General features: G+C 33.9%; 31 protein-coding genes. 7 read left to right on the forward strand and 24 right to left on the reverse strand.

The genetic code is table 11. The annotated features are described in order from the left end of the window. Positions 1 to 7 precede the first annotated feature (7 nt). Positions 8 to 1,006, reverse strand: coding sequence for an acetoin:2,6-dichlorophenolindophenol oxidoreductase subunit alpha (acoA, locus tag FOT98_RS09325; protein ID WP_063263070.1), 999 nt, complete (start codon positions 1,004 to 1,006; stop codon positions 8 to 10). 169 nt (positions 1,007 to 1,175) lie between these two features. Further along, the gene (locus tag FOT98_RS09330) at positions 1,176 to 1,655 is read right to left on the reverse strand and encodes a DinB family protein (RefSeq protein WP_063263071.1); all 480 of its coding nucleotides are present in this window, start codon (positions 1,653 to 1,655) and stop codon (positions 1,176 to 1,178) included. Positions 1,656 to 1,828: 173 nt separating this feature from the next. On the opposite strand from FOT98_RS09330, the gene FOT98_RS09335 reads away from it, so the two are divergent. Together FOT98_RS09335 and FOT98_RS09340 are read left to right on the forward strand one after the other, a co-directional pair. Then, positions 1,829 to 2,674 (forward strand): oxidoreductase, encoded by an 846-nt coding sequence (locus tag FOT98_RS09335; RefSeq protein WP_063263072.1) that lies wholly within the window; start codon positions 1,829 to 1,831, stop codon positions 2,672 to 2,674. 39 nt (positions 2,675 to 2,713) lie between these two features. Next, positions 2,714 to 3,220: a GrpB family protein gene (locus tag FOT98_RS09340; protein WP_063263073.1), complete on the forward strand. Its 507-nt coding sequence runs from the start codon at positions 2,714 to 2,716 to the stop codon at positions 3,218 to 3,220. A gap of 190 nt (positions 3,221 to 3,410) precedes the next feature. Here FOT98_RS09340 and FOT98_RS09345 read toward each other — a convergent pair whose 3' ends face one another. The 8 genes from FOT98_RS09345 to FOT98_RS09380 form a co-directional block, all read right to left on the reverse strand. Beyond that, entirely contained in the window at positions 3,411 to 4,007 is a 597-nt protein-coding gene (locus FOT98_RS09345; protein ID WP_063263074.1) for a uridine kinase family protein, read from the reverse strand. 39 nt (positions 4,008 to 4,046) lie between these two features. Continuing rightward, positions 4,047 to 4,427, reverse strand: coding sequence for a DUF4181 domain-containing protein (locus tag FOT98_RS09350; protein ID WP_063263075.1), 381 nt, complete (start codon positions 4,425 to 4,427; stop codon positions 4,047 to 4,049). Between the two features lie 85 nt (positions 4,428 to 4,512). Then, the gene (locus FOT98_RS09355) at positions 4,513 to 4,893 is read right to left on the reverse strand and encodes a DUF4181 domain-containing protein (protein ID WP_063263076.1); all 381 of its coding nucleotides are present in this window, start codon (positions 4,891 to 4,893) and stop codon (positions 4,513 to 4,515) included. A 19-nt stretch (positions 4,894 to 4,912) separates the two neighbouring features. Then, positions 4,913 to 5,353 carry an NUDIX domain-containing protein gene (locus FOT98_RS09360; RefSeq protein ID WP_063263077.1) on the reverse strand — a complete coding sequence of 147 codons (441 nt, stop codon included), beginning with the start codon at positions 5,351 to 5,353 and terminating at the stop codon, positions 4,913 to 4,915. A 61-nt stretch (positions 5,354 to 5,414) separates the two neighbouring features. Then, positions 5,415 to 5,777, reverse strand: coding sequence for a DUF4181 domain-containing protein (locus tag FOT98_RS09365; protein WP_063263078.1), 363 nt, complete (start codon positions 5,775 to 5,777; stop codon positions 5,415 to 5,417). Between the two features lie 17 nt (positions 5,778 to 5,794). Further along, the gene (locus tag FOT98_RS09370) at positions 5,795 to 6,631 is read right to left on the reverse strand and encodes a PP2C family serine/threonine-protein phosphatase (protein ID WP_080467809.1); all 837 of its coding nucleotides are present in this window, start codon (positions 6,629 to 6,631) and stop codon (positions 5,795 to 5,797) included. Further along, positions 6,615 to 7,166 carry an HIT family protein gene (locus FOT98_RS09375; protein WP_144291053.1) on the reverse strand — a complete coding sequence of 184 codons (552 nt, stop codon included), beginning with the start codon at positions 7,164 to 7,166 and terminating at the stop codon, positions 6,615 to 6,617. The genes FOT98_RS09370 and FOT98_RS09375 overlap by 17 nt, the downstream gene beginning before the upstream one ends. A gap of 40 nt (positions 7,167 to 7,206) precedes the next feature. Continuing rightward, positions 7,207 to 7,374: a glycine zipper domain-containing protein gene (locus tag FOT98_RS09380; RefSeq protein WP_063263080.1), complete on the reverse strand. Its 168-nt coding sequence runs from the start codon at positions 7,372 to 7,374 to the stop codon at positions 7,207 to 7,209. A gap of 185 nt (positions 7,375 to 7,559) precedes the next feature. Between FOT98_RS09380 and FOT98_RS09385 the strand changes: the two genes are divergently transcribed. Further along, complete coding sequence (locus tag FOT98_RS09385; protein WP_063263081.1) at positions 7,560 to 7,796, forward strand: hypothetical protein; 237 nt, start codon at positions 7,560 to 7,562, stop codon at positions 7,794 to 7,796. Positions 7,797 to 7,844: 48 nt separating this feature from the next. On the opposite strand, the gene FOT98_RS09390 is transcribed toward FOT98_RS09385, so the two are convergent. Both FOT98_RS09390 and FOT98_RS09395 read right to left on the reverse strand, forming a co-directional pair. Next, positions 7,845 to 8,681 carry an ABC transporter permease gene (locus FOT98_RS09390; RefSeq protein WP_063263082.1) on the reverse strand — a complete coding sequence of 279 codons (837 nt, stop codon included), beginning with the start codon at positions 8,679 to 8,681 and terminating at the stop codon, positions 7,845 to 7,847. Then, a complete protein-coding gene (locus FOT98_RS09395; RefSeq protein WP_063263083.1) occupies positions 8,674 to 9,879 on the reverse strand; it encodes a quaternary amine ABC transporter ATP-binding protein in 1,206 nt (401 codons plus the stop codon). Before FOT98_RS09395 ends, FOT98_RS09390 begins: the two co-directional genes overlap by 8 nt. A 171-nt stretch (positions 9,880 to 10,050) precedes the next feature. On the opposite strand from FOT98_RS09395, the gene FOT98_RS09400 reads away from it, so the two are divergent. Next, entirely contained in the window at positions 10,051 to 10,908 is an 858-nt protein-coding gene (locus FOT98_RS09400) for a glycine betaine ABC transporter substrate-binding protein (RefSeq protein WP_061679754.1), read from the forward strand. 44 nt (positions 10,909 to 10,952) lie between these two features. Here the strand turns inward: FOT98_RS09400 and clpP are convergent, their stop codons facing one another. Together clpP and FOT98_RS09410 are read right to left on the reverse strand one after the other, a co-directional pair. After that, the gene (clpP, locus tag FOT98_RS09405; protein ID WP_063263084.1) at positions 10,953 to 11,534 is read right to left on the reverse strand and encodes an ATP-dependent Clp endopeptidase proteolytic subunit ClpP; all 582 of its coding nucleotides are present in this window, start codon (positions 11,532 to 11,534) and stop codon (positions 10,953 to 10,955) included. 21 nt (positions 11,535 to 11,555) lie between these two features. Continuing rightward, complete coding sequence (locus tag FOT98_RS09410; protein ID WP_063263085.1) at positions 11,556 to 12,242, reverse strand: RNA polymerase subunit sigma-70; 687 nt, start codon at positions 12,240 to 12,242, stop codon at positions 11,556 to 11,558. Positions 12,243 to 12,385: 143 nt separating this feature from the next. On the opposite strand from FOT98_RS09410, the gene FOT98_RS09415 reads away from it, so the two are divergent. From FOT98_RS09415 to FOT98_RS09425, 3 genes are all read left to right on the forward strand, one after another. Next, a complete protein-coding gene (locus tag FOT98_RS09415) occupies positions 12,386 to 12,706 on the forward strand; it encodes a 2Fe-2S iron-sulfur cluster-binding protein (protein WP_063263086.1) in 321 nt (106 codons plus the stop codon). A 4-nt stretch (positions 12,707 to 12,710) separates the two neighbouring features. Then, on the forward strand, positions 12,711 to 13,373 hold the full coding sequence (rpiA, locus tag FOT98_RS09420; RefSeq protein WP_063263096.1) for a ribose 5-phosphate isomerase A: 663 nt from the start codon (positions 12,711 to 12,713) through the stop codon (positions 13,371 to 13,373). Between the two features lie 106 nt (positions 13,374 to 13,479). Beyond that, positions 13,480 to 13,914 (forward strand): GNAT family N-acetyltransferase, encoded by a 435-nt coding sequence (locus tag FOT98_RS09425; RefSeq protein WP_063263087.1) that lies wholly within the window; start codon positions 13,480 to 13,482, stop codon positions 13,912 to 13,914. 117 nt (positions 13,915 to 14,031) lie between these two features. On the opposite strand, the gene FOT98_RS09430 is transcribed toward FOT98_RS09425, so the two are convergent. The 10 genes from FOT98_RS09430 to FOT98_RS09475 all read right to left on the reverse strand — a co-directional run bounded on the left by FOT98_RS09430 (position 14,032) and on the right by FOT98_RS09475 (position 22,216). Further along, on the reverse strand, positions 14,032 to 15,399 hold the full coding sequence (locus FOT98_RS09430; protein WP_063263088.1) for a lytic polysaccharide monooxygenase: 1,368 nt from the start codon (positions 15,397 to 15,399) through the stop codon (positions 14,032 to 14,034). A gap of 357 nt (positions 15,400 to 15,756) precedes the next feature. Then, positions 15,757 to 16,950 carry a macrolide family glycosyltransferase gene (locus tag FOT98_RS09435; protein ID WP_063263089.1) on the reverse strand — a complete coding sequence of 398 codons (1,194 nt, stop codon included), beginning with the start codon at positions 16,948 to 16,950 and terminating at the stop codon, positions 15,757 to 15,759. 85 nt (positions 16,951 to 17,035) lie between these two features. After that, on the reverse strand, positions 17,036 to 17,713 hold the full coding sequence (locus FOT98_RS09440) for a formylglycine-generating enzyme family protein (protein WP_169833834.1): 678 nt from the start codon (positions 17,711 to 17,713) through the stop codon (positions 17,036 to 17,038). Between the two features lie 32 nt (positions 17,714 to 17,745). Further along, entirely contained in the window at positions 17,746 to 18,264 is a 519-nt protein-coding gene (locus FOT98_RS09445; RefSeq protein WP_063263090.1) for a DNA topology modulation protein, read from the reverse strand. Continuing rightward, positions 18,261 to 19,190 (reverse strand): phosphotransferase enzyme family protein, encoded by a 930-nt coding sequence (locus FOT98_RS09450; RefSeq protein WP_063263091.1) that lies wholly within the window; start codon positions 19,188 to 19,190, stop codon positions 18,261 to 18,263. The genes FOT98_RS09445 and FOT98_RS09450 overlap by 4 nt, the downstream gene beginning before the upstream one ends. A 26-nt stretch (positions 19,191 to 19,216) precedes the next feature. Next, on the reverse strand, positions 19,217 to 19,603 hold the full coding sequence (locus FOT98_RS09455; RefSeq protein ID WP_063263092.1) for a ribosomal maturation YjgA family protein: 387 nt from the start codon (positions 19,601 to 19,603) through the stop codon (positions 19,217 to 19,219). Positions 19,604 to 19,668: 65 nt separating this feature from the next. Then, positions 19,669 to 20,376, reverse strand: coding sequence for a class I SAM-dependent methyltransferase (locus FOT98_RS09460; protein ID WP_063263093.1), 708 nt, complete (start codon positions 20,374 to 20,376; stop codon positions 19,669 to 19,671). Positions 20,377 to 20,397: 21 nt separating this feature from the next. Next, positions 20,398 to 20,751, reverse strand: a complete 354-nt coding sequence (locus FOT98_RS09465) for an MmcQ/YjbR family DNA-binding protein (protein WP_063263098.1) — start codon at positions 20,749 to 20,751, stop codon at positions 20,398 to 20,400. Positions 20,752 to 20,766: 15 nt separating this feature from the next. After that, positions 20,767 to 21,171 (reverse strand): GNAT family N-acetyltransferase, encoded by a 405-nt coding sequence (locus FOT98_RS09470; protein ID WP_063263094.1) that lies wholly within the window; start codon positions 21,169 to 21,171, stop codon positions 20,767 to 20,769. Positions 21,172 to 21,409: 238 nt separating this feature from the next. After that, positions 21,410 to 22,216, reverse strand: coding sequence for a GH25 family lysozyme (locus tag FOT98_RS09475; protein WP_061679741.1), 807 nt, complete (start codon positions 22,214 to 22,216; stop codon positions 21,410 to 21,412). Between the last annotated feature and the right edge of the window lie 330 nt (positions 22,217 to 22,546).

A 22,546-nucleotide genomic window follows, 5' to 3' on the forward strand; every position in this document is an offset into this window, starting at 1 on the left:
CCTCCTCTTATTTGTAAGAAACGTATACATCTTTTAATAATTCTTCATCCTCTGGATATGGACTATTTTCACTAAATTCAATTGATTTTTGTACTGCTTCATCTACTGCCTTTTCCATATCCACAAGTTCAGATTCAGTCAATAAAGCTTCATGAATTAAATGCTTACGGAAATTCACAATCGCATCTTTTTCATTTAAATGTTCTTCTTTTTCTTCTGAAGTTTTATATGTTTGCGCTTCACCTTCGAAATGACCGTAATTGCGATATGTCATACATTCAATTATTGTTGGACCATCGCCATTACGTGCGCGCTCCACCGCTTCTTCCGCTGCTTTATACACCGCAAGTAAATCTTTTCCATCTATTTGGACACCTGGAATATTGTAAGCTTTCGCGCGATCTGCAATGGAATTACAGCTTGAAGCATATTCAAATGTTGTCGCCTCACCGTAACCGTTATTTTCTGCGATAAAAATAACTGGTAACTTCCAAATCGCCGCTAAATTAACCCCTTCGTGAAATGTCCCTTCATTATTTGCTCCGTCACCGAAGAAGCAAACACTTACATCTTTCGTTCCTTTATATTTAGCTGTTAATGCAGAGCCGCAAGCAAGTGGAAAACCTCCGCCTACAATCCCATTTGCACCAAGCATTCCTTTATTTAAATCGGCAATATGCATGGAACCGCCTTTACCTTTACATAACCCTGTCGCTTTCCCAAAAAGTTCAGCCATCATCCCATTTAAATCACAGCCTTTTGCGATACAATGCCCATGTCCTCTATGCGTACTTGTAATACTGTCACTATCTGTTAAGTGGGCACATACACCAACTGCTACCGCTTCTTCACCTGCGTATAAATGAACGAAACCTGGCAGAACGCCTTGCGCGAATAATTCATGTACCTTATCTTCAAACTTACGAATTTCTAACATTTTTTCATACATCCAACGAGCTTGTTCTTTCGTAATTTCATTCCCTTTACTTTCAGTTGTTTTTAACATGTCCAGCCCTCCTATTTTCTTGTTCATCTTTTATATTGCAAGTACTGTGCCAAATTCTAATCCTTGATTTCAAAGGTTTTCTCTATTCTTTCAAAATAAAAAAGTGGACAAAATGAGACTTATGTCTCGTTTTGTCCACTTTTGTTCACCTAATTTGATAATTATGATCTTATTCATTCTCAAAACTCTTCTGTAACTTCCGGATGTAAATAATTTGACCAATATGATAAGCGTTATGAGTTGTTACATTTGCTAGCACTTCCCACCACTTTGCAGAAACAGGAAATCCAACTACATCACTTTCAACCTTCTCTTCATCTATAAGCTTTTGCCATTGTAACAGTTTCTCTAGTAGTTTTTCTCTCAACTCATCGAAAGATTGATTATTTGAAAGCATAAAACTTTTGTTATTATCACCAATAGCGGGCACAGCATTCACATTCGATTCTTTATACCTAGTTTGCCACGTTGAGTTCCAATACAATAAATGTTGTACAATTTCAGCTATACTATTACTCTCTTCATTCGGTTTCCAGAAAGCTTCTCTCTCAGATAGATCTTTCACAGCATCTGAAAATGGCATATACCAACTGGGATCGTTCGCATTCGCTAATAATTGATCTGCTAATACATCTTTCACATGAGCCATTTTTTCCCCTCATTTCATTAACGTATTTATACTCACTTCTTTATATACGCTGAGTCCAAATAATTCCCTCTTTTAAAATAGAATTAACGGTATTGCTCTCAAAACGAATGTAAGATTAATAGATTTTCTTTTCATAACTCGTTATGATAAAAGAAAAAGAAAGCGAGCAAAAAATGAATAAAAAAATCGCAATTATTACAGGAGCCTCAAGTGGATTCGGACTATTAACTACACTTGAACTTGCAAAAAAAGACTATTTAGTCATTGCTACAATGCGAAACCTTAATAAACAAGAAGATTTAATATCTCAAGCTACTAAACTCAACTTACAACAAAACATAAAAATTCAGCAATTAGATGTAACCGACCAAAACTCTATACATAACTTTCAATTGTATTTACAAGAAATAAGCAGAGTAGACCTTCTCATTAATAATGCAGGATATGCAAATGGGGGCTTTGTAGAAGAAATTCCAGTAGAGGAATACCGTAAACAATTTGAAACGAATCTGTTTGGAGCTATATCAATTACTCAACTTGTATTACCTTATATGAGAGTACAAAAAAGTGGAAAAATCATTAATATAAGCAGCATCAGTGGTCAAGTTGGATTCCCTGGTCTATCTCCTTACGTTTCATCAAAATATGCATTAGAAGGCTGGAGTGAATCTCTTCGTTTAGAAGTAAAACCGTTCGGAATAGATGTTGCTTTAATAGAACCAGGTTCTTATAACACAAATATTTGGGAAGTTGGTAAACAACTAGCTACAAACCAATCTGATACATCTTCTCCTTACAAAGAATATATGGATAAAATACAAAAACATATTAATAGCGGTAGTGATACGTTTGGTAATCCGATAGATGTTGCAAATAAAATCGTAGAAATCGCTGAATCTAAGCGTACGAATTTACGCTATCCAATTGGAAAAGGTGTAAAATTCATGATCTTTTCGAAGAAGATTCTTCCTTGGAGATTGTGGGAATACCTTGTTTTGAGAACCTTTAAGAAAATGTAATAGACTTTTGAAAACTATTTTGAAAGAGGTGCAAATTAAATGTTAGGTTTACCATATGGACAAGTGTTTTTAGTTCCGTGGACTGAAGAATGGCAAATTGATTTTATAAAAGAGAAACAATTCATTGAGGAACAAATTGGCGAACATATTTTAGCGATACACCATATTGGTAGTACCTCTATTCCACATTTAAGTGCAAAGCCAATTATTGATATAGCAATTGAATTAGAAGATTATAAGGATGGCTTAAAATGCATTAAAAAGTTAGAACTACTTAACTATAAATATAGAAAAGATGTACTACCTGAACGATACTATTTTAATAAAGGAGAGCCAAGAACTCATCAAATTCATATGTATGAACAAGGAAATACATATTTATTAGAGCAATTACAATTCAGAGATTACTTAATAAACAACAAAACTTCTCGTATACAGTATGAACAGTTAAAGATTCAACTTTCACAGGCTAATCCTAATGACAAACATCAATATGCAGAGGATAAAACTAATTTCGTTACATCCATATTATCCAAAATAAAGTGAAACTTTAATCAGTCGGGGTTTTGTTCATCCCCACTAATTATTAGCCCTCACCAATCGGACTTTTATGGGCAGTTGATCCCCCACCTAAATTCTTTGCTTACGTTGAATTTTGAGGTGGGGGTCTTACTGCCCATTAAAGTGGGATAAATGATGAATTTAAATAAGAAACCATTTAGTAGTAAATGGTTTCTTATTTATTAGTTAACACTTGATTTGTGCCATCAATAATAATATCTGCAAACGCATGTGGCTTATGACTTTCTACATACATATCTTCAGCAACCATCCAATTATTTTCCCACATATCGCGTGCTGCTTCCCCGTCTCTAGCAATCCCTCTTTTTATGCGTGTTTCACGAGGACAATTCACCCATATTTTCAAATCATACAGTTCCGCCAGCTCCTGACGTGTTGCATATACACCTTCTATAATAACAATTCCGTTTGTAGGGACAGTATGAGATTCTGCTAAAGAATCCGTTTCCCAATCGTAACGTTTATAACATCCTTCAATGCCATTACTAATCGGATCTAAAACATCTTGTAAAAGGCGTTTCCAATCAAAATCTGCACCAACCGATTTATTCATAGGATGTTCATTTACAATTTGTGCGGATGGTAAATAAAAATCATCCATATGAACAATCGTTACAGTTGAAAATTTATTTTTTATTTTATTAGCTAACGTACTTTTTCCTGCTCCCCCACAACCATCAACACCTATTATTAGTAGTGATTGCTCTACAGACTTCACTCGAATTTGTTCTAATATTTCATTTAATCCCAAACTATTTCATCCCCTCGTTTTATATCTATAGACTTACTTTTATAATGAAATTGGATCGAAGTAAAGTAGCAATGAAATCGCAATAAAAAATGTAAATAAGCCGATTATTGATATAATATATTCTTTCGATTCCCTATCATATTGCCACTCCATCCATGCACGTAATGTCCATAATACTCCAAAAAAAGCGAAGAATGCATAACCTACATTTGCATTTTCAAAGTTGTTAGTATAAATTATACTACTAATAAAATAAATTATAAATAATCCAATTTCCAATTTTACATGCAAGCTATTTACATGCTTATATCCAAAGAAACCTCTCTTCTCCATATTCAACTTTCTTCTTAAAAATTGTTCTAAAAAATAACCACCTATAGCAATTCCTATAATGATTATCCAAACTGTAGAATTCCACATGTTTAATCCCCTCCTATTACTACGTTGCATTATTTAAAGTAAAGTGGATTACATGATAGCTAGTATCTTCTAAATAGTCACTTTATTATGCAGCAGGTGGAACGATATAAAATAATATTAAGAACATAACTATAAATGAAACTAGTCCGATTATCGAAAATATATACTCTTTCGACTCTCTATCATACTTCCATTCCATCCATGATCTTAAAATCCATGTTACCCCTAAATAAGTAATAATAGCATATCCAATATTAGCGTTTTCAAATTTATATATATAAATAAAACTAGTTATTAAATAAATTATAAATAGTCCTACTTCCAATTTTACATGCAGGCTATTCACATGCTTATATCCCCAAAAACGACTCTTTGGCATATCCAATTTTTTTCTCAAGTACTTATCGAAAAAATAGCCAACTATGCAAAAAACGAAAATTAGTATCCAAAAAGTAGAGCTTCCCATTGTGATCCCCCCTATTACCTTATATATTTTTAGAAATAAAGTGGACTATATTACGGTTATCCTCTTCTAAATAGCTTACAATCCCTTCAGGATATGTGCGCTTCTCCTTTAATTCATTTATACTTTTCCAAATTAATATAATATCCTCATATTCTTTATGTCTTATTTCATTTGTAATTCTCTCTTTAACAGTCCCCCAATGTATCAATGTGCAATGATGTCCTTTTTCGTTGTTCCACTCAAAAATATGCTCATTTACAACGGCTAATTCTTGAACATAAATCTTCAAATCGTATTCTTCCATTAATTCTCGTATTATCGATTCTTTTACAGTTTCACCAAATTCTATAGAACCGCCTGGAAAACGATAAAATGTTTCACTTAAATCACATTGTACAAGTACTTCAGAACGATCTTCATTTAAAATCATTACTTCAGCACGTAATTGAGGACTTTTCATTTCTTCTCTCCCTATAATTGCTCATTTTATGATATTGCCAGAGTGTCTTAATCAATACGTATTAAATAAGGAAATATAGAATTATCCCCGTTATCAACAGTGATACAACTCCGCCTAAGGACATCAAAAACTCCCTTGATTCTCTATCATATTTCCATTCCATATACGATTCGAAACTATACAAAGTAATTAAAAACAGAAAGGGTAGGAAGCCCATGTATAAAGGGTTCGAAAGAGAAGAGCATATAATTATAACCACTATATACGAAAAAATAATGATCCTGTTTCCCCATTTATGCAGCTTATTTACATATTTATTATTCCATCCTGTTTGTTTCGGTATATTTAGCCTTTTTCTCACTATATTTTCTAAAACAAATAAGAATATGATCCATAAAACTAATACAATTACTTTCACATGCATTAGAGAGATCACCTCCTTTATCTTATAGTCTGGATTTTCTCCGGCTGATCACTCGGATACGTAGTACTCATTTTGTTCTCTACGTCCCAACTAATAATTGTCGCACTATCTCGTCCGAATTGATGATGAACGTACTCTAATACATGATGAACACTTTCTTCAAGTTCTACATTAGTTCTATTCATATCATTATATAGATTAAATGGTGTTTCATAGTGTCGGTCCCCGCATTCTAATACCCCATCTGTAACCATTACAATTCGATTTTTTCCAGTACGTAATTCACGAATGCCTGTTGAGTAGCAAGGAACTGGTAAATGAAATGTGTTTACATTTCCAATCCATTCATAAAAATGACGCTGATTTAATGCATATTGTCCTAACTTATGTAATTCTTCATGAAATACATAAATGAGGCAATCGCCAATAGATAACCACCATATATAATTTTCTTTTCTTACACATATTAAACAAGCTGTTTCACCTTTAATTTTTTGGCACTTTTCTTTAAATGAAGAGGACTGAAAGATTGTAAGTATATGATTTTCAACAGATCGAAATACTGTATCAATCGATTCATTCATCATTGCTTTTATATTTTCGTATTCTTTTTGGATTGTATTCACTACTAAATCAACACTTTCCGCACTATTATGTCCATCTAAAATGGCTGCAAATTCCCAATCACTATTTGACCAAACTAACGCGCCATCTTCGTTCTTTTTTGCTCCGGCACTTATATTCCCGCCATATGTACCGAGTACGATATCACCATATTGTTTTACTGAAACTTCGTCTAAACACATCTTCTTATTTCCAATCCATGAATATTGTCTATTATTTCTTGTATGCATATTCACTCACCATATACTTTCGTATTCTTTCGCATAGTTTTTTGATTTTCTCTGCGTCACCATATGGCGCACCAGTCCATTTCGCTACTTCCGTTGGTGACCAAAACTCTTTGGGTGTATTTGGATAACGCGGGATGATGTGCATATGCATATGTGGTACACCATTCCCTGAAACAAAAGTATAAATATGTTCTGCACCTTCACTTTCTTTTAGCGCTTTACTTACTCTACTTGTTATAAGCCCGAACGTTTTTGCTTCTTCATCTGTTAGTTCAGCAAGGCCAGGTACATGTCTTTTTATATCTATCATTACATAACCAAGGTATGTTTCTTCGCTATCCCAATGGACATGTCCCACGTAAACGAGTTCATCTTCGTAAATAGCTCCACCTGGAACTGAAATGTTTCCTCTATGTTTTTCGCAAATAAAGCATTTTTGTTCTACTTGATTGTTTGTTGACATATCCTTCACCAGCCTTTTTATTAATAATAGCATAAAAAAAGGAAAACCAGGATTTATATTCCGAAAATTCATTCTTTTAATTAGGCATTTTTTGAAATAAATTTAAAACTTACTATTTCTTCAAAAACGCAATTCCTATTACTATTCCAATCACAATTCCGATTACTAAATTATTAGTAAAGAACCCTTGAAACACACCGATTACAACCCCTAAACTGACACCTATTGCTAATGCATCATTCCTTTTATTATTTTTAGCCACAATTGCATCTCCTCTCATCATTTCTCCCTAAATAATATGCATTCACTTGAATATCTCCAAAAAATGTACTTTAACTTTACATATAATATTTTCCATTTTCTGTACATACTCCTTTTATAATGAAAAAAATTCAAGTAACCATTGAATATATAGGCATTTACTATAAGAAAGACCAATAATTTATTTAAGGAGGAACGATTCAAATGCATCCTCATTGGAATCCAAATATAAATCAACAATATGTGTATTCCCCCCATCCCGTAAGGAATACATTGCATCATGATTCACAATATATGATGCAGCGTATCGCAAGTCTTGAAAGCCAATTAGCGAAATTAATCTCATTAATCAAAGAAAATAATCATTTAATTAAATCAATGGAACAGCAACAAAAACAAGTTTGTGCACCAGCTGGTGGTTCTGTCATTGTTCGTATGTAATTTATTCAAATAAAAAACACACTTTGTATAATAAAGTGTGTTTTTTTGTTATCTTCTTTTTTGATGAAATCCTTGTGTAATGCGGTCTAATATAATCGCAATGACAACAATAGCTAGTCCGGCTTCAAATCCCATTCCGATATTTACTTGTGTTACAGAGCGGTATACATCAACCCCAAGACCTGGTGCCCCTACAAGAGATGCTGTTACTACCATAGATAAGGAAAGCATAATGCTTTGGTTCACACCAGCCATGATCGTTCCAGTTGCGAGTGGTAATTGTACTTTAAATAATTTTTGTGATGCGGTAGAGCCAAACGCATTCGCTGCTTCTATTAAATCTTCTGGAACTTGTCTAATTCCTAAGTCAGTAAACCGAATTGTCGGGGGCATTGCAAAGATTACGGATGCAATAATCCCAGGTACTACACCTACTCCGAAAAATGTAATCGCAGGAATGAGATATACGAAAGCCGGCATTGTTTGCATAAAATCTAATGTCGGTTTTAAAAATTTTGAGAAGCGTTCATTTTGAGAAGCTAAAATTCCGATTGGGATTCCTACAATGATTGAAATAATAACAGATGTAAGTACGAGTGCTAATGTCTGCATCGTTTGTGCCCAGTAGTTAATATTTAAAATAAATAATAAACCGACCAGTGTAAAAATAACTAAAGATACTTTTCTCGTTGTGTACCAAATGAGGAAACAAAGGATGATAATCATCAATATGGCTGGTATTATTGTTAAAAAATTAGTGAGTAAATCTACGAATCCGCCGATAATATAAGAGAACCCTCGGAATAAGCCTTCAAAGTGCTCATATAAACTTGCAACAAATGAATCAACCCATTCACCTAATGGAATACGTGGTATACTACTCATCGTCTTTCACCTCTTCCTCAATATTTCCTGCAAGAGCTTGAATGACACTTTCACGTTTAATAATTCCTCTTAGTCTTTTCTTCTCATCAATTACGGGTAACGGATATTTCATCTCTGCCATTTTTGCATATGTTTCCTCAAGTAAGGTATCTACATACACATGCGGGATATCGTTAAGTAATAAATCAGCAATTGGCCACTGTTTTTGAACGGCTTTACTTGCATCGTCCGCAGTTAATATACCTAAAAACTCATACTTTTTGTTAACAACATATACAGTTGATACACCAGCGTTCCTCATAATTTGAAGTGCTACACGTGGTCCACGATCAATCAATAATGTCTCTGGTCGTTTTAAAATAGATTCCGCCGTAATGACTTTTCCTAAATTCACGTCCGCCACGAACTTCTCGACAAATTCATTGGCAGGACTCATCATAATTTCTTCTGGCGTTCCAATTTGAACAATCTCTCCATCTTTCATTAATGCAATCCGATCTCCAATTCGAAGCGCTTCGTCTAAATCATGTGTAATAAATATAATTGTTTTTTCCATTTTATCTTGTAATTCTAACAGCTCATCTTGCATTTCTTTTCGAATAAGTGGATCTAATGCACTAAATGACTCATCCATTAACAATACATCGGGATTATTTGTTAATGCCCTTGCGATTCCAACACGCTGTTGCATACCGCCACTAAGTTGACTTGGATAATTATCTTTATGATGATCAAGCCCTACTAACTGTAGCGATTCTAATGCTTTATGCTCTCGTTCCTCTACTGGAACTCCTTGAATTTCTAATCCGTACGCAACATTTTGTATCACTGTACGATGCGGAAATAAAGCGAACTTTTGAAACACCATACTCATTTTCGTTCTTCTCACTCTTCGTAACTCTTCTTTCCCCATCGTCGCGATATCTTCACCATCTATGTATATATGCCCTGCTGTTGGTCTAATTAATTGATTTAACATCCGAACTAACGTAGATTTCCCGCTACCAGACAGCCCCATAATCACAAAAATTTCTCCCGCATATACTTCAAACGTTGCCTTTTTTACACCAACATTCATTCCTGTCTCTTTCAAAATTTCCGATTTATTTTTTCCTTCTTTTAATAAAGTAAGCGCTCTTTGCGGGTGTTTCCCAAATACTTTTGTTACGTTTTCAACACGCACCTTTGTATTATCCATGTCACTACTCCTTTTCTACCCATCTATTCACATAGTGTTGCGATTTTGCAAAGAAATATTACATAAAAATGACATTCATAAGATTTCTTTAAAATTCTCGTTTCCGTTCATAATAAGAATGCTTACTTATACATTTATTTAAAAAGGCAAACGTTTCTTAGGAGGGTTTCAATGAGAAAGAAAATATGGCTTATATGCCTTTCGTTATTTATTACTATGATTTTCTCTTCATGTAATGCAACAAATGCAAATTCGAAAGGGAAAATTAAACTTGGTGTAACAAGTTGGAAAGAAAACATTGCCACGGCAAACATGTGGAAAGTTTTATTAGAACAAAAAGGTTACAAAGTTGAACTCATGTATTTAGAAAAAGCAGCAATTTGGACTGGTGTTGCTCGCGGTGATGTTGATGCTAATTTAGAAGTATGGCTACCCGTTACGGATAAACCGTTAAATGCTCGTTATAAAGATGATATTGTCTTAAAATCCAAATGGTATGAAGGTACTGGACTTGGCCTCGTCGTCCCTTCTTATATGAAAAACATTAACAGTATTGAGGATTTAAATGCACATAAAGATGAGCTAGATAACAAAATTGTTGGCATCGAACCCGGTAGTAGTCTTATGAATTTAACGAACAAAGCAATGAAGGAATATGATATTAAACTAAAACTTGTCCAATCTTCTGAAGCTGCGATGATGAGTGAACTAAAGAAAGCATATACGAAAAAGAAACCAATCGCTGTTACGCTTTGGAATCCGCATTGGGGCTTTTCGGAATTTGACTTAAAATATTTAAAAGACCCTAAGAAAGTATATGGTGAAAAAGATGACATTTATTACTCTGTTCGTAAAGGTTTTGAAAAAGATCATCCGGATATCATAAAATACTTTGACAAATGGAAAATGAACGATGAACAACTTGGTACATTAATGGTCGAGTTAAATAAAACGAAAGATCCCGAAGAAGCGGCACGAAAATGGATTAAAAAGAATCAAGCGCTAGTTGATGAATGGGTAAAAGATTAACAAAACAGGCTAAAGGATTAGCATATCCTCTAGCCTGTTTTATCTTATTTTTTCGTAACAACATCATCTACTATCCCATATTCTTTCGCTTCTTCTGCAGTCATAAAATAATCTCTTTCTGTATCATGTGCTACTCTTTCAATTGATTGCCCTGTTTTTTCTGCAATCATTTTATTAATATCATGCTTTAACTTTAGTATTCTTTTTGCTGTTATTTCAATTTCTGTTGCCTGACCTTGCGCACCACCAAGTGGCTGATGAATCATAATTTCACTATTAGGGAGTGCAAACCGTTTCCCTTTTGCACCTGATAATAATAACAATGCACCAAATGATGCTGCAAATCCCATGCATAGCGTTTGTACATCTGGTTTAATGAGATTCATCGTATCTAATATGGCAAAACCTGCTGTCGTTGAGCCGCCTGGGCTGTTAATGTATAAAAATATATCTTTCTCGGCATCTTCCGCTTCTAAAAATAATAATTGAGCTACGACACTACTTGCTACTTGATCATTTATTTCTGAACCGATAATAATAATGCGGTCTTTTAATAACCTTGAATATATATCATAGGAACGTTCTCCTAATTTCGTTTGTTCTACTACATATGGAATTGCATTCATATTTAATCCCTCCAATAATTGTTATGCCACGCAAAGCATACAACTGTAGGAAGAAGGTTTTTTTGCATTAAATAATAAGACTGGCTGTTTAGATGGTAACTTAGTAAAATCTATTGTCGGAAGAAGCTTTGTTAACAATTCCGGCATTTCCTCACGAATAGACGTTACTACAACTTCAATATCATCTGTGAATTCTACAATCTCAATCCCTTCTTCACTTACAGTTTTCAGCCTATTTCTACTCCGAAATAAAGAAGCTTTTACTGCACCTTCCGATATGGAACATACTTTAGCAATATCAGCGATACTATATTGAAAAACATCCTTTAATAATAAAATTGCGGATTGTTGTACATTGAGTAACGATAATACTTTCCCTACCATTTCATGCAAATCTGCAATGTTCTCATGTGGTTCTTCAAAAGTAATTTGTCCCTTTATTTTTTCATAAACTGATTTTGATTTCATCTGGTCTATCCAACGATTGCGAGCTATTTTATATACAAGTGTCATACAAATATCTTTATTACTATATTTTTGAAGAACTTTACAAACTGTTTCTTGGGCAAGGTCTTCGCCGTCCCATTTGTTTTTCGTTAAAAATGTACAGTACCTTTTCAATTCTCCGTATTGCTCAATTAAAAAGTTTATATTTGAATGATTCATATCGATATGATTTTTAAAAATATGAGTTACTTTTGTGCACAAAATAACCACTCCTTTTCAGCGCTTACTTAATTAACGATTCAACAAATAAAAAAGTTACGGGGCATATAAAAAAATTATGTTTATGTTTAATAATTCGCGGTCATAAATATGTTATGTACAATTTTACGTGAGGAGGAACAAATTTGCCAAAATTAACAATTGAAGGTGCGGGAACTTTTGATGTAAAAGAAGGCACAAAGTTAGTATTAGCGATTGAAGATAACGGTGTACACATTCTCCATCGCTGCGGCGGGAAAGCACGCTGCACAACTTGTAGAGTTGAAATAATAGCAGGTGAGTTTTGTGAAGCGAATTCTAATGAAAAAAATGCGATTACGGAAAAAGGAATTGAAGATCACTTACGTTTATCATGCCAAATGCACGTACATAAAGATATAGTCGTTCGCCCTATACTTACAGTAGAAAATTCAGGTCTTGATGCAGGCCCGCGTCCAGCAGAATAATATGATGAATTTAAAACAGCTTGCCGGTGAATATGCTGCTAGCTTTGTAAAAGATGGGATGAAAGTTGGACTTGGTACAGGTTCTACTGTATATTGGACGATACAAAAATTAGGTGAGCGTGTTAAAGAAGGCTTATCATTTCAAGCTATACCAACGTCAAAAGAAACGGAATCTCTAGCTAAACAACTTTCCATTCCATTAATCTCCTTAAACGAAATTGATATACTCGATCTTACAATCGATGGTGCAGATGAAATTGATTCAAATTTACAATTAATAAAAGGTGGTGGCGGCGCATTACTTCGCGAAAAAATCGTTGCCTCCTCCTCTAAAGAACTAATTATCATTGCTGATGAATTAAAACTTGTAACGCATTTAGGTACTTTCCCATTACCTGTTGAAATTACACCTTTTTCATGGAAACAAACGGAAAGTAAAATTCAAGCTTTAGGTTGTCAAACAACGTTACGTTTAAAAAATAATGAAACGTTTATTACCGATAACAATAACTTGATTATTGATTGTGTATTCCCTCATGACATATCTAATCCTGCCAACTTACATACTCAATTAAAAATGATTACAGGCGTAGTTGAAACAGGGTTATTTGTTAATATGACTAGTAAGGCGATAATTGGAACAAAAAATGGAATAAAGCAATTATAATGAAGGCTGACTCTTACAGTCAGCTTTTTATATTTTCTCTTTATAGCGTAGCATTATGATATACTATGAAAACAAACGCACATCACATTAGAAAGGGCTGAACAAATTGCACTCCAAACTCATAACAGAACTTACAGATTTAGAAACTGCCTTTCATATTCGAAAAGAAGTATTTGTAAAAGAACAAAATGTCCCTCTGGAGGATGAATTCGATACATTCGATGAAATCGGTGAGGAATGTAAACATATTTTAGTTTATTATAACGAGCTTCCTGTAGGTACAGGTCGTATACGATTTGTTGACGGCGCAGGAAAGTTAGAACGTATTTGTATTTTAAAAGACTATCGTAAATACGGATTAGGAAAAGTAATAATCAACGCGTTAGAAGAAATTGCTCGTGACAAAGAAGCTATAAAAGTAAAACTACACGGTCAAACACATGCTGAAGGATTTTATAAAAAATTAGGTTATCAAACTTCTTCTGATGTATTTATGGAAGATGGTATTCCGCACGTTCTCATGACGAAAGTATTATCATAATAAAAAGGGTAGTATATGAATTCATATATTACCCTTTTTTAATTATAGAAAAGTGAATTCTCAAGATTTCCTTTTGCATCAAAGCCCAACATCTCTTAGTTTATACCTAGATAAAGCTTACACTGTTTTCCATAATGATAAGGCATAAATCCAGTTTGGATCCCCATTTCCTTGATAACCCTGGACTGCTTCATATACTTTTCCTTCGTGTAGTACTCTATCTCCCTTTTCGTATGCTTTCTTCGCATCCCACTCTTCATATGAAACGCTTTCATTTTTAGTAGTGATTGTGAAAATATCACTCTGTACAGATTCATTTCCAGCTACATCAACTGCTTTCACTACATATTTATAAGTAGTATTGGAGAGTAAATTTTTATCCATATAAGAAGTCGTATTGGATGTTGCAATCTTTTTCATTGCTCCTTCTTTTTCTCTATAAATATCGTAATGGTCTACACCAATATTATCGTTAGATGGACTCCACATTAAGTCTACACTTGACACTGTCGTTCCCATACTATGTAACCCTTTTGGTTGTGTTGGTGCTTCTGTATCAGGAGCCTCAACTGTTGTTTTCACTGTAAGTGCTGTACTTTCTTTCGAAACATTTCCAGCTGCGTCAATTGCTTTTACAGTATACGAATATTCTGTACTTGGTTTTAATTTTTTATCAATAAAATGAGTTCCTGGTACTGTGTCAATCATCTCTCCGTTACGGAAGATTTGATACCCTTTTACCCCTACATTATCCGTAGAAGGGGTCCATGTTAGTTCTATACTATTCGCTGTTACTTTTTGTGCCTGAATTCCATTTGGACTACTTGGAGCTTCTATATCTGGTTTCACATCATTGATAAGATTAACATCAATTACATTATAAAATGCATTTGCTGTATCAGCTACATCCCATACCGCTAAAATCACATGGTATCCACTTCTATCAGTAGGTACATTAACTTTGTGAGTTAAATGATTTGAGGCTGCAGAACCATCATGTTGTACAGTTCCAATTGGTTCAAAATCTGCTCTTGTAAGCGATTTATTTGGATTCCATCCTTTTTTGGTAATATAGTAATGCCATTTACTCGTTAAGTGAGGCGCTGTATATTTCCAAGTAAAACTATTTTCTCCGCCTGTGATTGTATTTTTAAACCAACGATTTTCAGTTTGCTGATCTAAAATACCGCCAAATTTTCCGCCTGCAGAAGCGATTTGTCCATCAACTGGGCCACCTTGCGGGAATCCTTTTGGTGCTTCTAAGCTTTGCGGTTCATACATAACACTTCCGCAGTTTACATTTAGTGCGCCATAAGTTGGACTACATAAAGCAGATCGGCTGCCAGGCTTTTCAACAAAACCGTGCGCGTATGCATTTTGAGGAATAAGTGTCGAGCCAATAATTCCGGCTGTTAATGCAACAACTCCTAGACTTTTTTTGTTCATTTTCATACTTGGTAGTTGTTTTAAAAATCGATTATTCATGTTCCTGTCCCCTTCTTGTTATACTTTGTAGTGTAATGTGGGCTTCGATGTAAAAGAATAACAAGAGACAATCTTGTATCGTTGTATGTGTTAATTACGTATACAACGCAGTGAAAATACATTTCATTTCTTGTGAAATATTTCACTTGATAAATATATCATGACATAGAAATCATCAAAGTATGTGCAGAAGTTGCGCAGAAATGATGAAAGCATTAGTAACACGTAAAACTATGGTCCGAATTTATAAAACAGAATATTCAGCATTTCAAAACAACGAATTCTCCGCTTCATATAAAAGAAGAGTGTCTATATCATTTCATATAGACACTCTTCTCATGTATAATTTTCTATTTATTACTGACCTAAAAATGTAGAAATTTCATCAACAGCTTGTTTATACCCACCGGATTTTCGGAAAGACTCCTTCAAATTCAAAGCAGCTTCTTTAAATGACGGATTATTTAATATGAGTTCTACACTTTCACGTAGTTGTTCTTCAGTTAGTTCCTTCATTGACAACTTAACCCCAGCTCCAAGATTCTCCACTTGCTTTGCGATAACTGGCTGATCTGCACTTTGCGGAATTACAATAAGCGGAATCCCATTATATAGTCCTTCATGTGTACTGTTCATCCCGCCGTGTGTAATAAATAACTTTGTATATGTAAGTAGTTTTGTTTGTGGTACATAATTTTTCACAATGAAGTTTTTAGGAATTTTACCTAAATCACTTATTTTCGTTTTATTGCCAATAGACATCACAATTGTATAATCTCTATTCTCATACGCCTTCATACATAGTTTATAAAAATCAAGCGATTCATTAAAAACAGTACCTAGTGAAATGTAAATCGGGCTTTTTTCTTCAATTGCAGTAAAATCAAACTCTTCATTTTTTACTTGCGTAGAGATAGATGGACCTACAAATGTAAAAGTTTCATCAAACATATCTCCAAAAGGTTGGAACTCCCTTATTGTATACACAACAGTAAGTGGCGCTGGATTACAGAAAACTTCATACGGCGAGTTTATTTTAACTCCGTATTTTTCCGCAATTCCCTTAGTTAAGCTTTCAAAATCATTATATATCCTATCTTGATCTTCTACTGGGATATTTTTAGACAAGTGGGCTAACATTTGTTCAAATGCTTTTTCATCCTGTGCAAAAGATGTACAAGAATTTATTGCTGGAAGCTTTAGAATTTGAGAAATTATATGGCCACAGCCAAACATCGAATCGTGAATAATATAATCAAAATGTTCCCCTTCAATTTGCTCTAGAACACTAGGTATCACAACATCCACTGTATGCAAAAGGCCGTTAATTCTTTCTAATAAATAATTTCGACCACCGGAAAGAAAAGCTTTTATAAACTTTTGCTCGTCAATTGTTCGTACAGTAGCACCTGTCTTTTCAATACGCTCTCTAAAAGATTCTATTGAAAAATAAATTACCTCTTCCCCACGTGAAACTAATTCTTCTACGACTTGCAATGTTGGATTTATATGTCCTTCTGATCCAGTATTAATGAATAAAACACGTGCCATTATGAACACTCCTTACGTCAAATCTTGTCTATTATGTTAAGAATATAAATACTCTCCAAACACTTTGTTATATACCATGCTCTTATTAAATTGACCTTGCAAGCCTGAATCCAAGATCATCTATATGAAATGTAGGATGACTACGCCGGCGACAAGTCGCCCCACAACCTCTAGCTTCTTCAGCCCAACTACCGCCTCGGAAAATTCGGTACGATCCATATACCTTTTCATCATACAAATCATAGCACCATTCCCAAACGTTTCCTAACATATCATACAAGCCCCATGCATTCGGCTCTTTTTTTCCGACCTCATGAATACGTCCATCTGAATTTTCATTATACCAAGCAATTCCTTTCAGATCTCCATATATGTATCCAGTAGTTCCCGCTTTACATGCATATTGCCACTCTGCTTCAAAAGGTAATCGGTAGCCAATTGAATCTAAATTACAACTAACAATTAGACCATCATCACTAATAGAATAATATTCTTTTAATCCTGCTTTTTTTGAAAGTAAATTACAAAATACAATGGCATCATTCCAAGAAATATTTACAACTGGTTTATTTTTATCTTTGAATAAATTTGGTTTATGATTCGCAATCGCATCATATACTTCCATCGTTACAACGTACTTTGCTAGAAGAAATGGTTTAACTTGGACTTGCCATTCTTTTTTAATTCGATCATCTCTTAATACTACTTTTCCTTCTGGAATTTTCACCATATTAGAATCAACCGGGCCGATGAATCTATTCAATCCGATCCCCCCATGTTACTTCTTTTTATAATCTAACTATTTATGGTATCGTACTTCTCTAAAAATAGTCTTACTTCATTTGAGGATTTTAAAATAATAACTTCTTTATCTTTACTCAATTGATTTAGCCTCTTTAAAATTGAAGGTCGTTTCGTCTTAGGATATTCCCATATCCATTTAAAAAATTGCAAGTCAAACCTTTCCTCACATCCAGCCCCCATATCCGGTCTTGTTTTATTCCGATATTGTACAATCCTTTTAAAAGCACGATAAACACATATTGTTCTATGAATATCAAGAAAGATAATTGTATCAGCTGCGTTAATTCTTATGTCCATTGTCCCGCCATAATTCCCATCAATAATCCACTCATCTTCTTTAACTAATTCATTTTGAACCCTTCTTTGCTCCTCTTTCGGTACACCCTCCCAATTTGGTTTCCAAAATAACGCATCAAGATGATGTACTTTAATATTTAATTTATTTCCTAATTGCCTTGCTAATGTAGATTTTCCTGAACCACCAGAACCTATTAATATTATTTTTTTCATTTTCGTACTAACCTTTCTATTGATTCCTCAATAACTTCTTTATTTGCAAAAATCCAAAAGAACATCTCTTCATTTAATTTTAGTAAATCTTTTATCTGAACAAAATAAGTAATAAAGATAATTTGAATAGAAAGCATAACATACCAAATCGCTTGTAGCTCTTCTCTCGTTAAAGTGCATTGTTTATTGTATCCTTCAAAGATTTTGCTGATGATATGTTGCCACTTCCCTCTTAATTCTTCATCACTATATGACTCACTCAAAATACTCGTACAACAATAGCATAAATCAAATACTTTAATATTCTTTTCTACCAGTTCAAAATCTATAAATCCTTGAAATTCATTATCTTTAAAGATTACATTCGATAAGTGCATATCGCGATGAATGATTTGTTTTCGTAATGGGTGGACGTTTTTCTTGACATCTGTATGTACTTGATTCATTTTTCGAATTACATCCTGATGAACATGTTCATTCTTTTCTAAAATAGGTAAAGCCCAACCATATACTACCTTGTATAAATCTCGTTTTACGAACCCGTTTTCACTATCTATTGAATTAAGCGCTTGATGTAAATACGCTATTTCTTCTCCAATTGTGCTTCCAAGCTGTTTCAGATTTTCTGTATCTTTTATTTCAAGCACATTTCCAGCAACGTATTCATACACACAATAATATTTCTCTTTATAAAATACATACCTTTCGTTATTACTCGTATTCACTAGTCTTTGTACTTTAACTCCTTTTTCATCAAGTTGTTCTAATACATTTAGTTCAACTAAAAGCTGTTCTATTGATCCCTTTTCCTTTAGAATATATGCTTTATTCTTACAAAGAACCTTCGTTACGTTTGATTGTAGTTTAGTAATTGTGACATCTTTATCTCGAAACCAAAAATTCACAATTTCTAATATATCTTTCATATACGAATACCCCTTATCGAAATCTCTTATTTCTCCCGTAATATAAACTCAAAAAGAAATCCTACTCCAACACCAATTGTATAAGCAACTAAATCACTCCACAAAAATCCGTAACCTAATACAAGTCCACCTAAAGTCGTTGCACGAATGTTATCTATCCATTCAGCATGATACAATTGGCCCACTTCAATCCCGTAGCAAAATAGCAAACTATTAAAAGCCAATTTCTTCGTTTCTATTTTAGGAAATAAAAATCCGAATCCAGTAAAAATCATCAATGCCCATAAAGCATCGCCTAAGTACTCGTTTAATAGATGAGGTAACGCAAAAGCTAACTTTCTTGAGCTAAGACCTAAAATAATTACAAAGATAGTAAACAGTGCATACAATAATCTATTTCGCTTCGTTTTCATTTCAAGATCTCCTAATATGTAATTTAAAATTGTAAATAGGTAGTAAAATATAATTATTTTACTACCTATTTTTTAATGGCTTTCATAATAAGAAAATGTGGATTTGTATTTAGATAATGATATGATTTTTCATTTACTTCTCTCATCTTTTCAACTGGCCTCGGTTCCACCATTTTTTCTAACACGAAATAATTTGTTGTTTCATTAACTATGTCTTGGAGTGCCCTTCTAAAAAAGCTAACTTCTATTGTAATATTTGGTTTAACCCAAGTATCTACTAATAATTGTTTTTCGAAATAATTTTCACTAGTAAACTTTGTAAAGTCCATAAAAGGATGATGAATGGAGTATATAAATTCTCCACCAGGCTTCAATACTCGGCGAAACTCCTTAAATACTTTATTCCAATTTTCTAAGTAATGAAGCGTTAACGAACTTACAATAATATCAAATGTATTATCTGCAAATGGTAATACTTCTTGCAGGTCATGACAAAGAAACGTTGCATTATCACCCATACTTTCCTTTGCAGATTTTATCATTTCAGAACTTACGTCAATTGCAGTAACGTTTGCCCCTCTTTCTATAAATTGAGAAGTATACCATCCAGCTGCACATCCAGCATCTAGTATGCTCTTCCCTTCTAAATTCTTTGGAATCATCTCCTTCATCGCTGGCCTTTCATAATAACTGTTATATGGATTTGCCGAGTCTAGATTTTCTTTATATGTACTCGCTAATTTATCATATGTACCTTTGATTGTGTCTTTCAATACGCCCACCCCTTATACATACTAATCTAATAACTCTTGCTGCTTTTTCTTTGAAAATGATTGTAAAACTAAATCATATGACCAATCAATCATCTTATTAATTTGCTCTTGCTCTACATCTTTATGTATATACACTGTATTCCAATGTTTTTTATTCATATGATACCCCGGAATGATTGCTTCTGGATACTCTTCTCTTACTCTTAGTGCAAGTTCTGGATCACATTTTAATGTAATCGCAGCTTTTTCTCCTTCTTCATCGTTTACTATCGCAAATATTTTATTATTAAGCCTCATACATGTTGCATTCCAACCATCTGGTGAATCTTCTGTTGCTTTTCTTTTTGATAAACAATATATTCTAGTTGCATTCATTCTCATTAACACCTCTTATTCTTTCACAATTTGATTACGATGCATTACAATTTGTTTCGTCGCTTGAAATTGCTGTTCGCCGTAAAACTTTATTAATTTCTCTCCGCAAAATAGACTAACAATATGAACATGAGATATCTCTTGAAGTAATATTGTAATCATCTTCTCCCCGATACCTTTATTTCTTACACTCTCATGCACGACAACATCTTCTATGTATGCTCGAAAAACACCATCAGAAACAACTCTAGCAAATCCGATTAATTCATTTTCTTCCCATACCCCAATCGCTATACTATGCTTTAACATATTTTGAATATCGATTTCTTTTCTTTCTGGCCACCAACCGACAGAGTCATAAAGTTTTTTTATTTTGCCTACGCAGATTGGCTGTTCATGTTGCAATTTATACGTGTACATTTTCTTTCTCCCATCAAACTGCTCATTATATTTAATTTGTCTTACTTTCTTCAATATAAAACTTTAGAATCCAGCTTGTTATGAAAACCTACATAAGATTAATTTATAATATCAATTTTACAATTGCAATATATACAGCCACTCTCTCATCCTTTCCTATTACTTCTATATTAAAAATAGCACGTAATATATTAAGTTGACTAATGATAAAAGCCGCCCAATAGAACGGCTTTTATCTTCATTTAATTTCATACCACCAACCCTTCCTATCAAGCCAACCTTTCATACCGTTTAATTGCGCATCGCTAGTTGGATCGGAAATAAAATACGTTAAGCCATCTGATTGTAAAATGAAGGTCGCAGTCATTTTTAAAGAAGTTAATGCTCCCATAACATCTGGAGTTTCATGAGGTGAAAAGGCTCCAGATTGAATGATATTTTGTTTCGAAACTTGTGCTTGTATGTTTTCTTGTTTTGGTACCGATTCAGTAAACCAAGACAGGGGCTTATTTCCTATCAATTGGTTTAAATCACATTTACCGATACCAGGTACATTACCTGTCTCCGTGTATTGCCAAATATCACAAGGATATGCTGGTTTATTACCACCATACCTAGGAATCCATAAAAAATCACTTTTTACGTTCGCCATACCGAAAGGCTCATATACATGATGCCCAACATATAAACCAATTTTCTTAGCACCTAGTCGGCGTAACTCATCGATAAAAGCTTGCGTACCAGCTCTCATATCATCCATTGTTTTCACTTCTACATCAGCCACCCAAACTGTAGCGCTCTTATCACCGCGATTCCAAAAATCTTGCGCTTCCTTCTTCGCATCAGCAGTTGAAATAAAGCGACAAAATCCATAGTTACCAAATGGAATATTTCTAGTTTTCATTGCTTGGACATAATTTTTATATAAAGGATCTACATAATTTGATCCATCTTGTACCCTAGCGATTACGAAATCTAATTGTGGAGCGGCTACATCCCAGTTAATGTTACCGTTCCATTTTGAAATATCTACAATGTAACCCATTGCTTAACACCTCCTTTATTAGTATTATATTCAGAGCTCGTCTTATTGCTCTTCTGCTCTTAAAAATTCAACAGCATTAGTTAGAAAAAACCTATACTACAAGTGTCTTCTACAAAGACAGTAACTCATTTCCAATAAAAAAGAAAATCCTAGTTTTACGAACCGCACTATTTGTTCCCAAAATTGCATCAGATTAAGTAGTTGCTATATACAAAAGAAAAAAGCATCACCTTATGAAGTGAACCCGAATAGTGGTACATGAAAAAAACACCTCCTGAATTCGCATACTAAGTATGCAAATTCAATGGAGGTGTTTTTGGTTTGAAAACA

Origin of the sequence: Bacillus sp. HY001, assembly GCF_007558965.1 — a bacterium.
Lineage (GTDB): Bacteria > Bacillota > Bacilli > Bacillales > Bacillaceae_G > Bacillus_A > Bacillus_A mobilis.

Coding starts and splice junctions, on each gene's coding strand:
- acoA (WP_063263070.1), bottom strand. CDS start 1,006: ATGTTAAAAACAACTGAAAGTAAAGGGAATGAAATTACGAAAGAACAA.
- FOT98_RS09330 (WP_063263071.1), bottom strand. CDS start 1,655: ATGGCTCATGTGAAAGATGTATTAGCAGATCAATTATTAGCGAATGCG.
- FOT98_RS09335 (WP_063263072.1), top strand. CDS start 1,829: ATGAATAAAAAAATCGCAATTATTACAGGAGCCTCAAGTGGATTCGGA.
- FOT98_RS09340 (WP_063263073.1), top strand. CDS start 2,714: ATGTTAGGTTTACCATATGGACAAGTGTTTTTAGTTCCGTGGACTGAA.
- FOT98_RS09350 (WP_063263075.1), bottom strand. CDS start 4,427: ATGTGGAATTCTACAGTTTGGATAATCATTATAGGAATTGCTATAGGT.
- FOT98_RS09355 (WP_063263076.1), bottom strand. CDS start 4,893: ATGGGAAGCTCTACTTTTTGGATACTAATTTTCGTTTTTTGCATAGTT.
- FOT98_RS09360 (WP_063263077.1), bottom strand. CDS start 5,353: ATGAAAAGTCCTCAATTACGTGCTGAAGTAATGATTTTAAATGAAGAT.
- FOT98_RS09365 (WP_063263078.1), bottom strand. CDS start 5,777: ATGCATGTGAAAGTAATTGTATTAGTTTTATGGATCATATTCTTATTT.
- FOT98_RS09370 (WP_080467809.1), bottom strand. CDS start 6,631: ATGCATACAAGAAATAATAGACAATATTCATGGATTGGAAATAAGAAG.
- FOT98_RS09375 (WP_144291053.1), bottom strand. CDS start 7,166: ATGAATTTTCGGAATATAAATCCTGGTTTTCCTTTTTTTATGCTATTA.
- FOT98_RS09380 (WP_063263080.1), bottom strand. CDS start 7,374: ATGAGAGGAGATGCAATTGTGGCTAAAAATAATAAAAGGAATGATGCA.
- FOT98_RS09385 (WP_063263081.1), top strand. CDS start 7,560: ATGCATCCTCATTGGAATCCAAATATAAATCAACAATATGTGTATTCC.
- FOT98_RS09390 (WP_063263082.1), bottom strand. CDS start 8,681: ATGAGTAGTATACCACGTATTCCATTAGGTGAATGGGTTGATTCATTT.
- FOT98_RS09395 (WP_063263083.1), bottom strand. CDS start 9,879: ATGGATAATACAAAGGTGCGTGTTGAAAACGTAACAAAAGTATTTGGG.
- FOT98_RS09400 (WP_061679754.1), top strand. CDS start 10,051: ATGAGAAAGAAAATATGGCTTATATGCCTTTCGTTATTTATTACTATG.
- clpP (WP_063263084.1), bottom strand. CDS start 11,534: ATGAATGCAATTCCATATGTAGTAGAACAAACGAAATTAGGAGAACGT.
- rpiA (WP_063263096.1), top strand. CDS start 12,711: ATGAATTTAAAACAGCTTGCCGGTGAATATGCTGCTAGCTTTGTAAAA.
- FOT98_RS09430 (WP_063263088.1), bottom strand. CDS start 15,399: ATGAATAATCGATTTTTAAAACAACTACCAAGTATGAAAATGAACAAA.
- FOT98_RS09435 (WP_063263089.1), bottom strand. CDS start 16,950: ATGGCACGTGTTTTATTCATTAATACTGGATCAGAAGGACATATAAAT.
- FOT98_RS09445 (WP_063263090.1), bottom strand. CDS start 18,264: ATGAAAAAAATAATATTAATAGGTTCTGGTGGTTCAGGAAAATCTACA.
- FOT98_RS09450 (WP_063263091.1), bottom strand. CDS start 19,190: ATGAAAGATATATTAGAAATTGTGAATTTTTGGTTTCGAGATAAAGAT.
- FOT98_RS09455 (WP_063263092.1), bottom strand. CDS start 19,603: ATGAAAACGAAGCGAAATAGATTATTGTATGCACTGTTTACTATCTTT.
- FOT98_RS09465 (WP_063263098.1), bottom strand. CDS start 20,751: ATGAATGCAACTAGAATATATTGTTTATCAAAAAGAAAAGCAACAGAA.
- FOT98_RS09470 (WP_063263094.1), bottom strand. CDS start 21,171: ATGTACACGTATAAATTGCAACATGAACAGCCAATCTGCGTAGGCAAA.
- FOT98_RS09475 (WP_061679741.1), bottom strand. CDS start 22,216: ATGGGTTACATTGTAGATATTTCAAAATGGAACGGTAACATTAACTGG.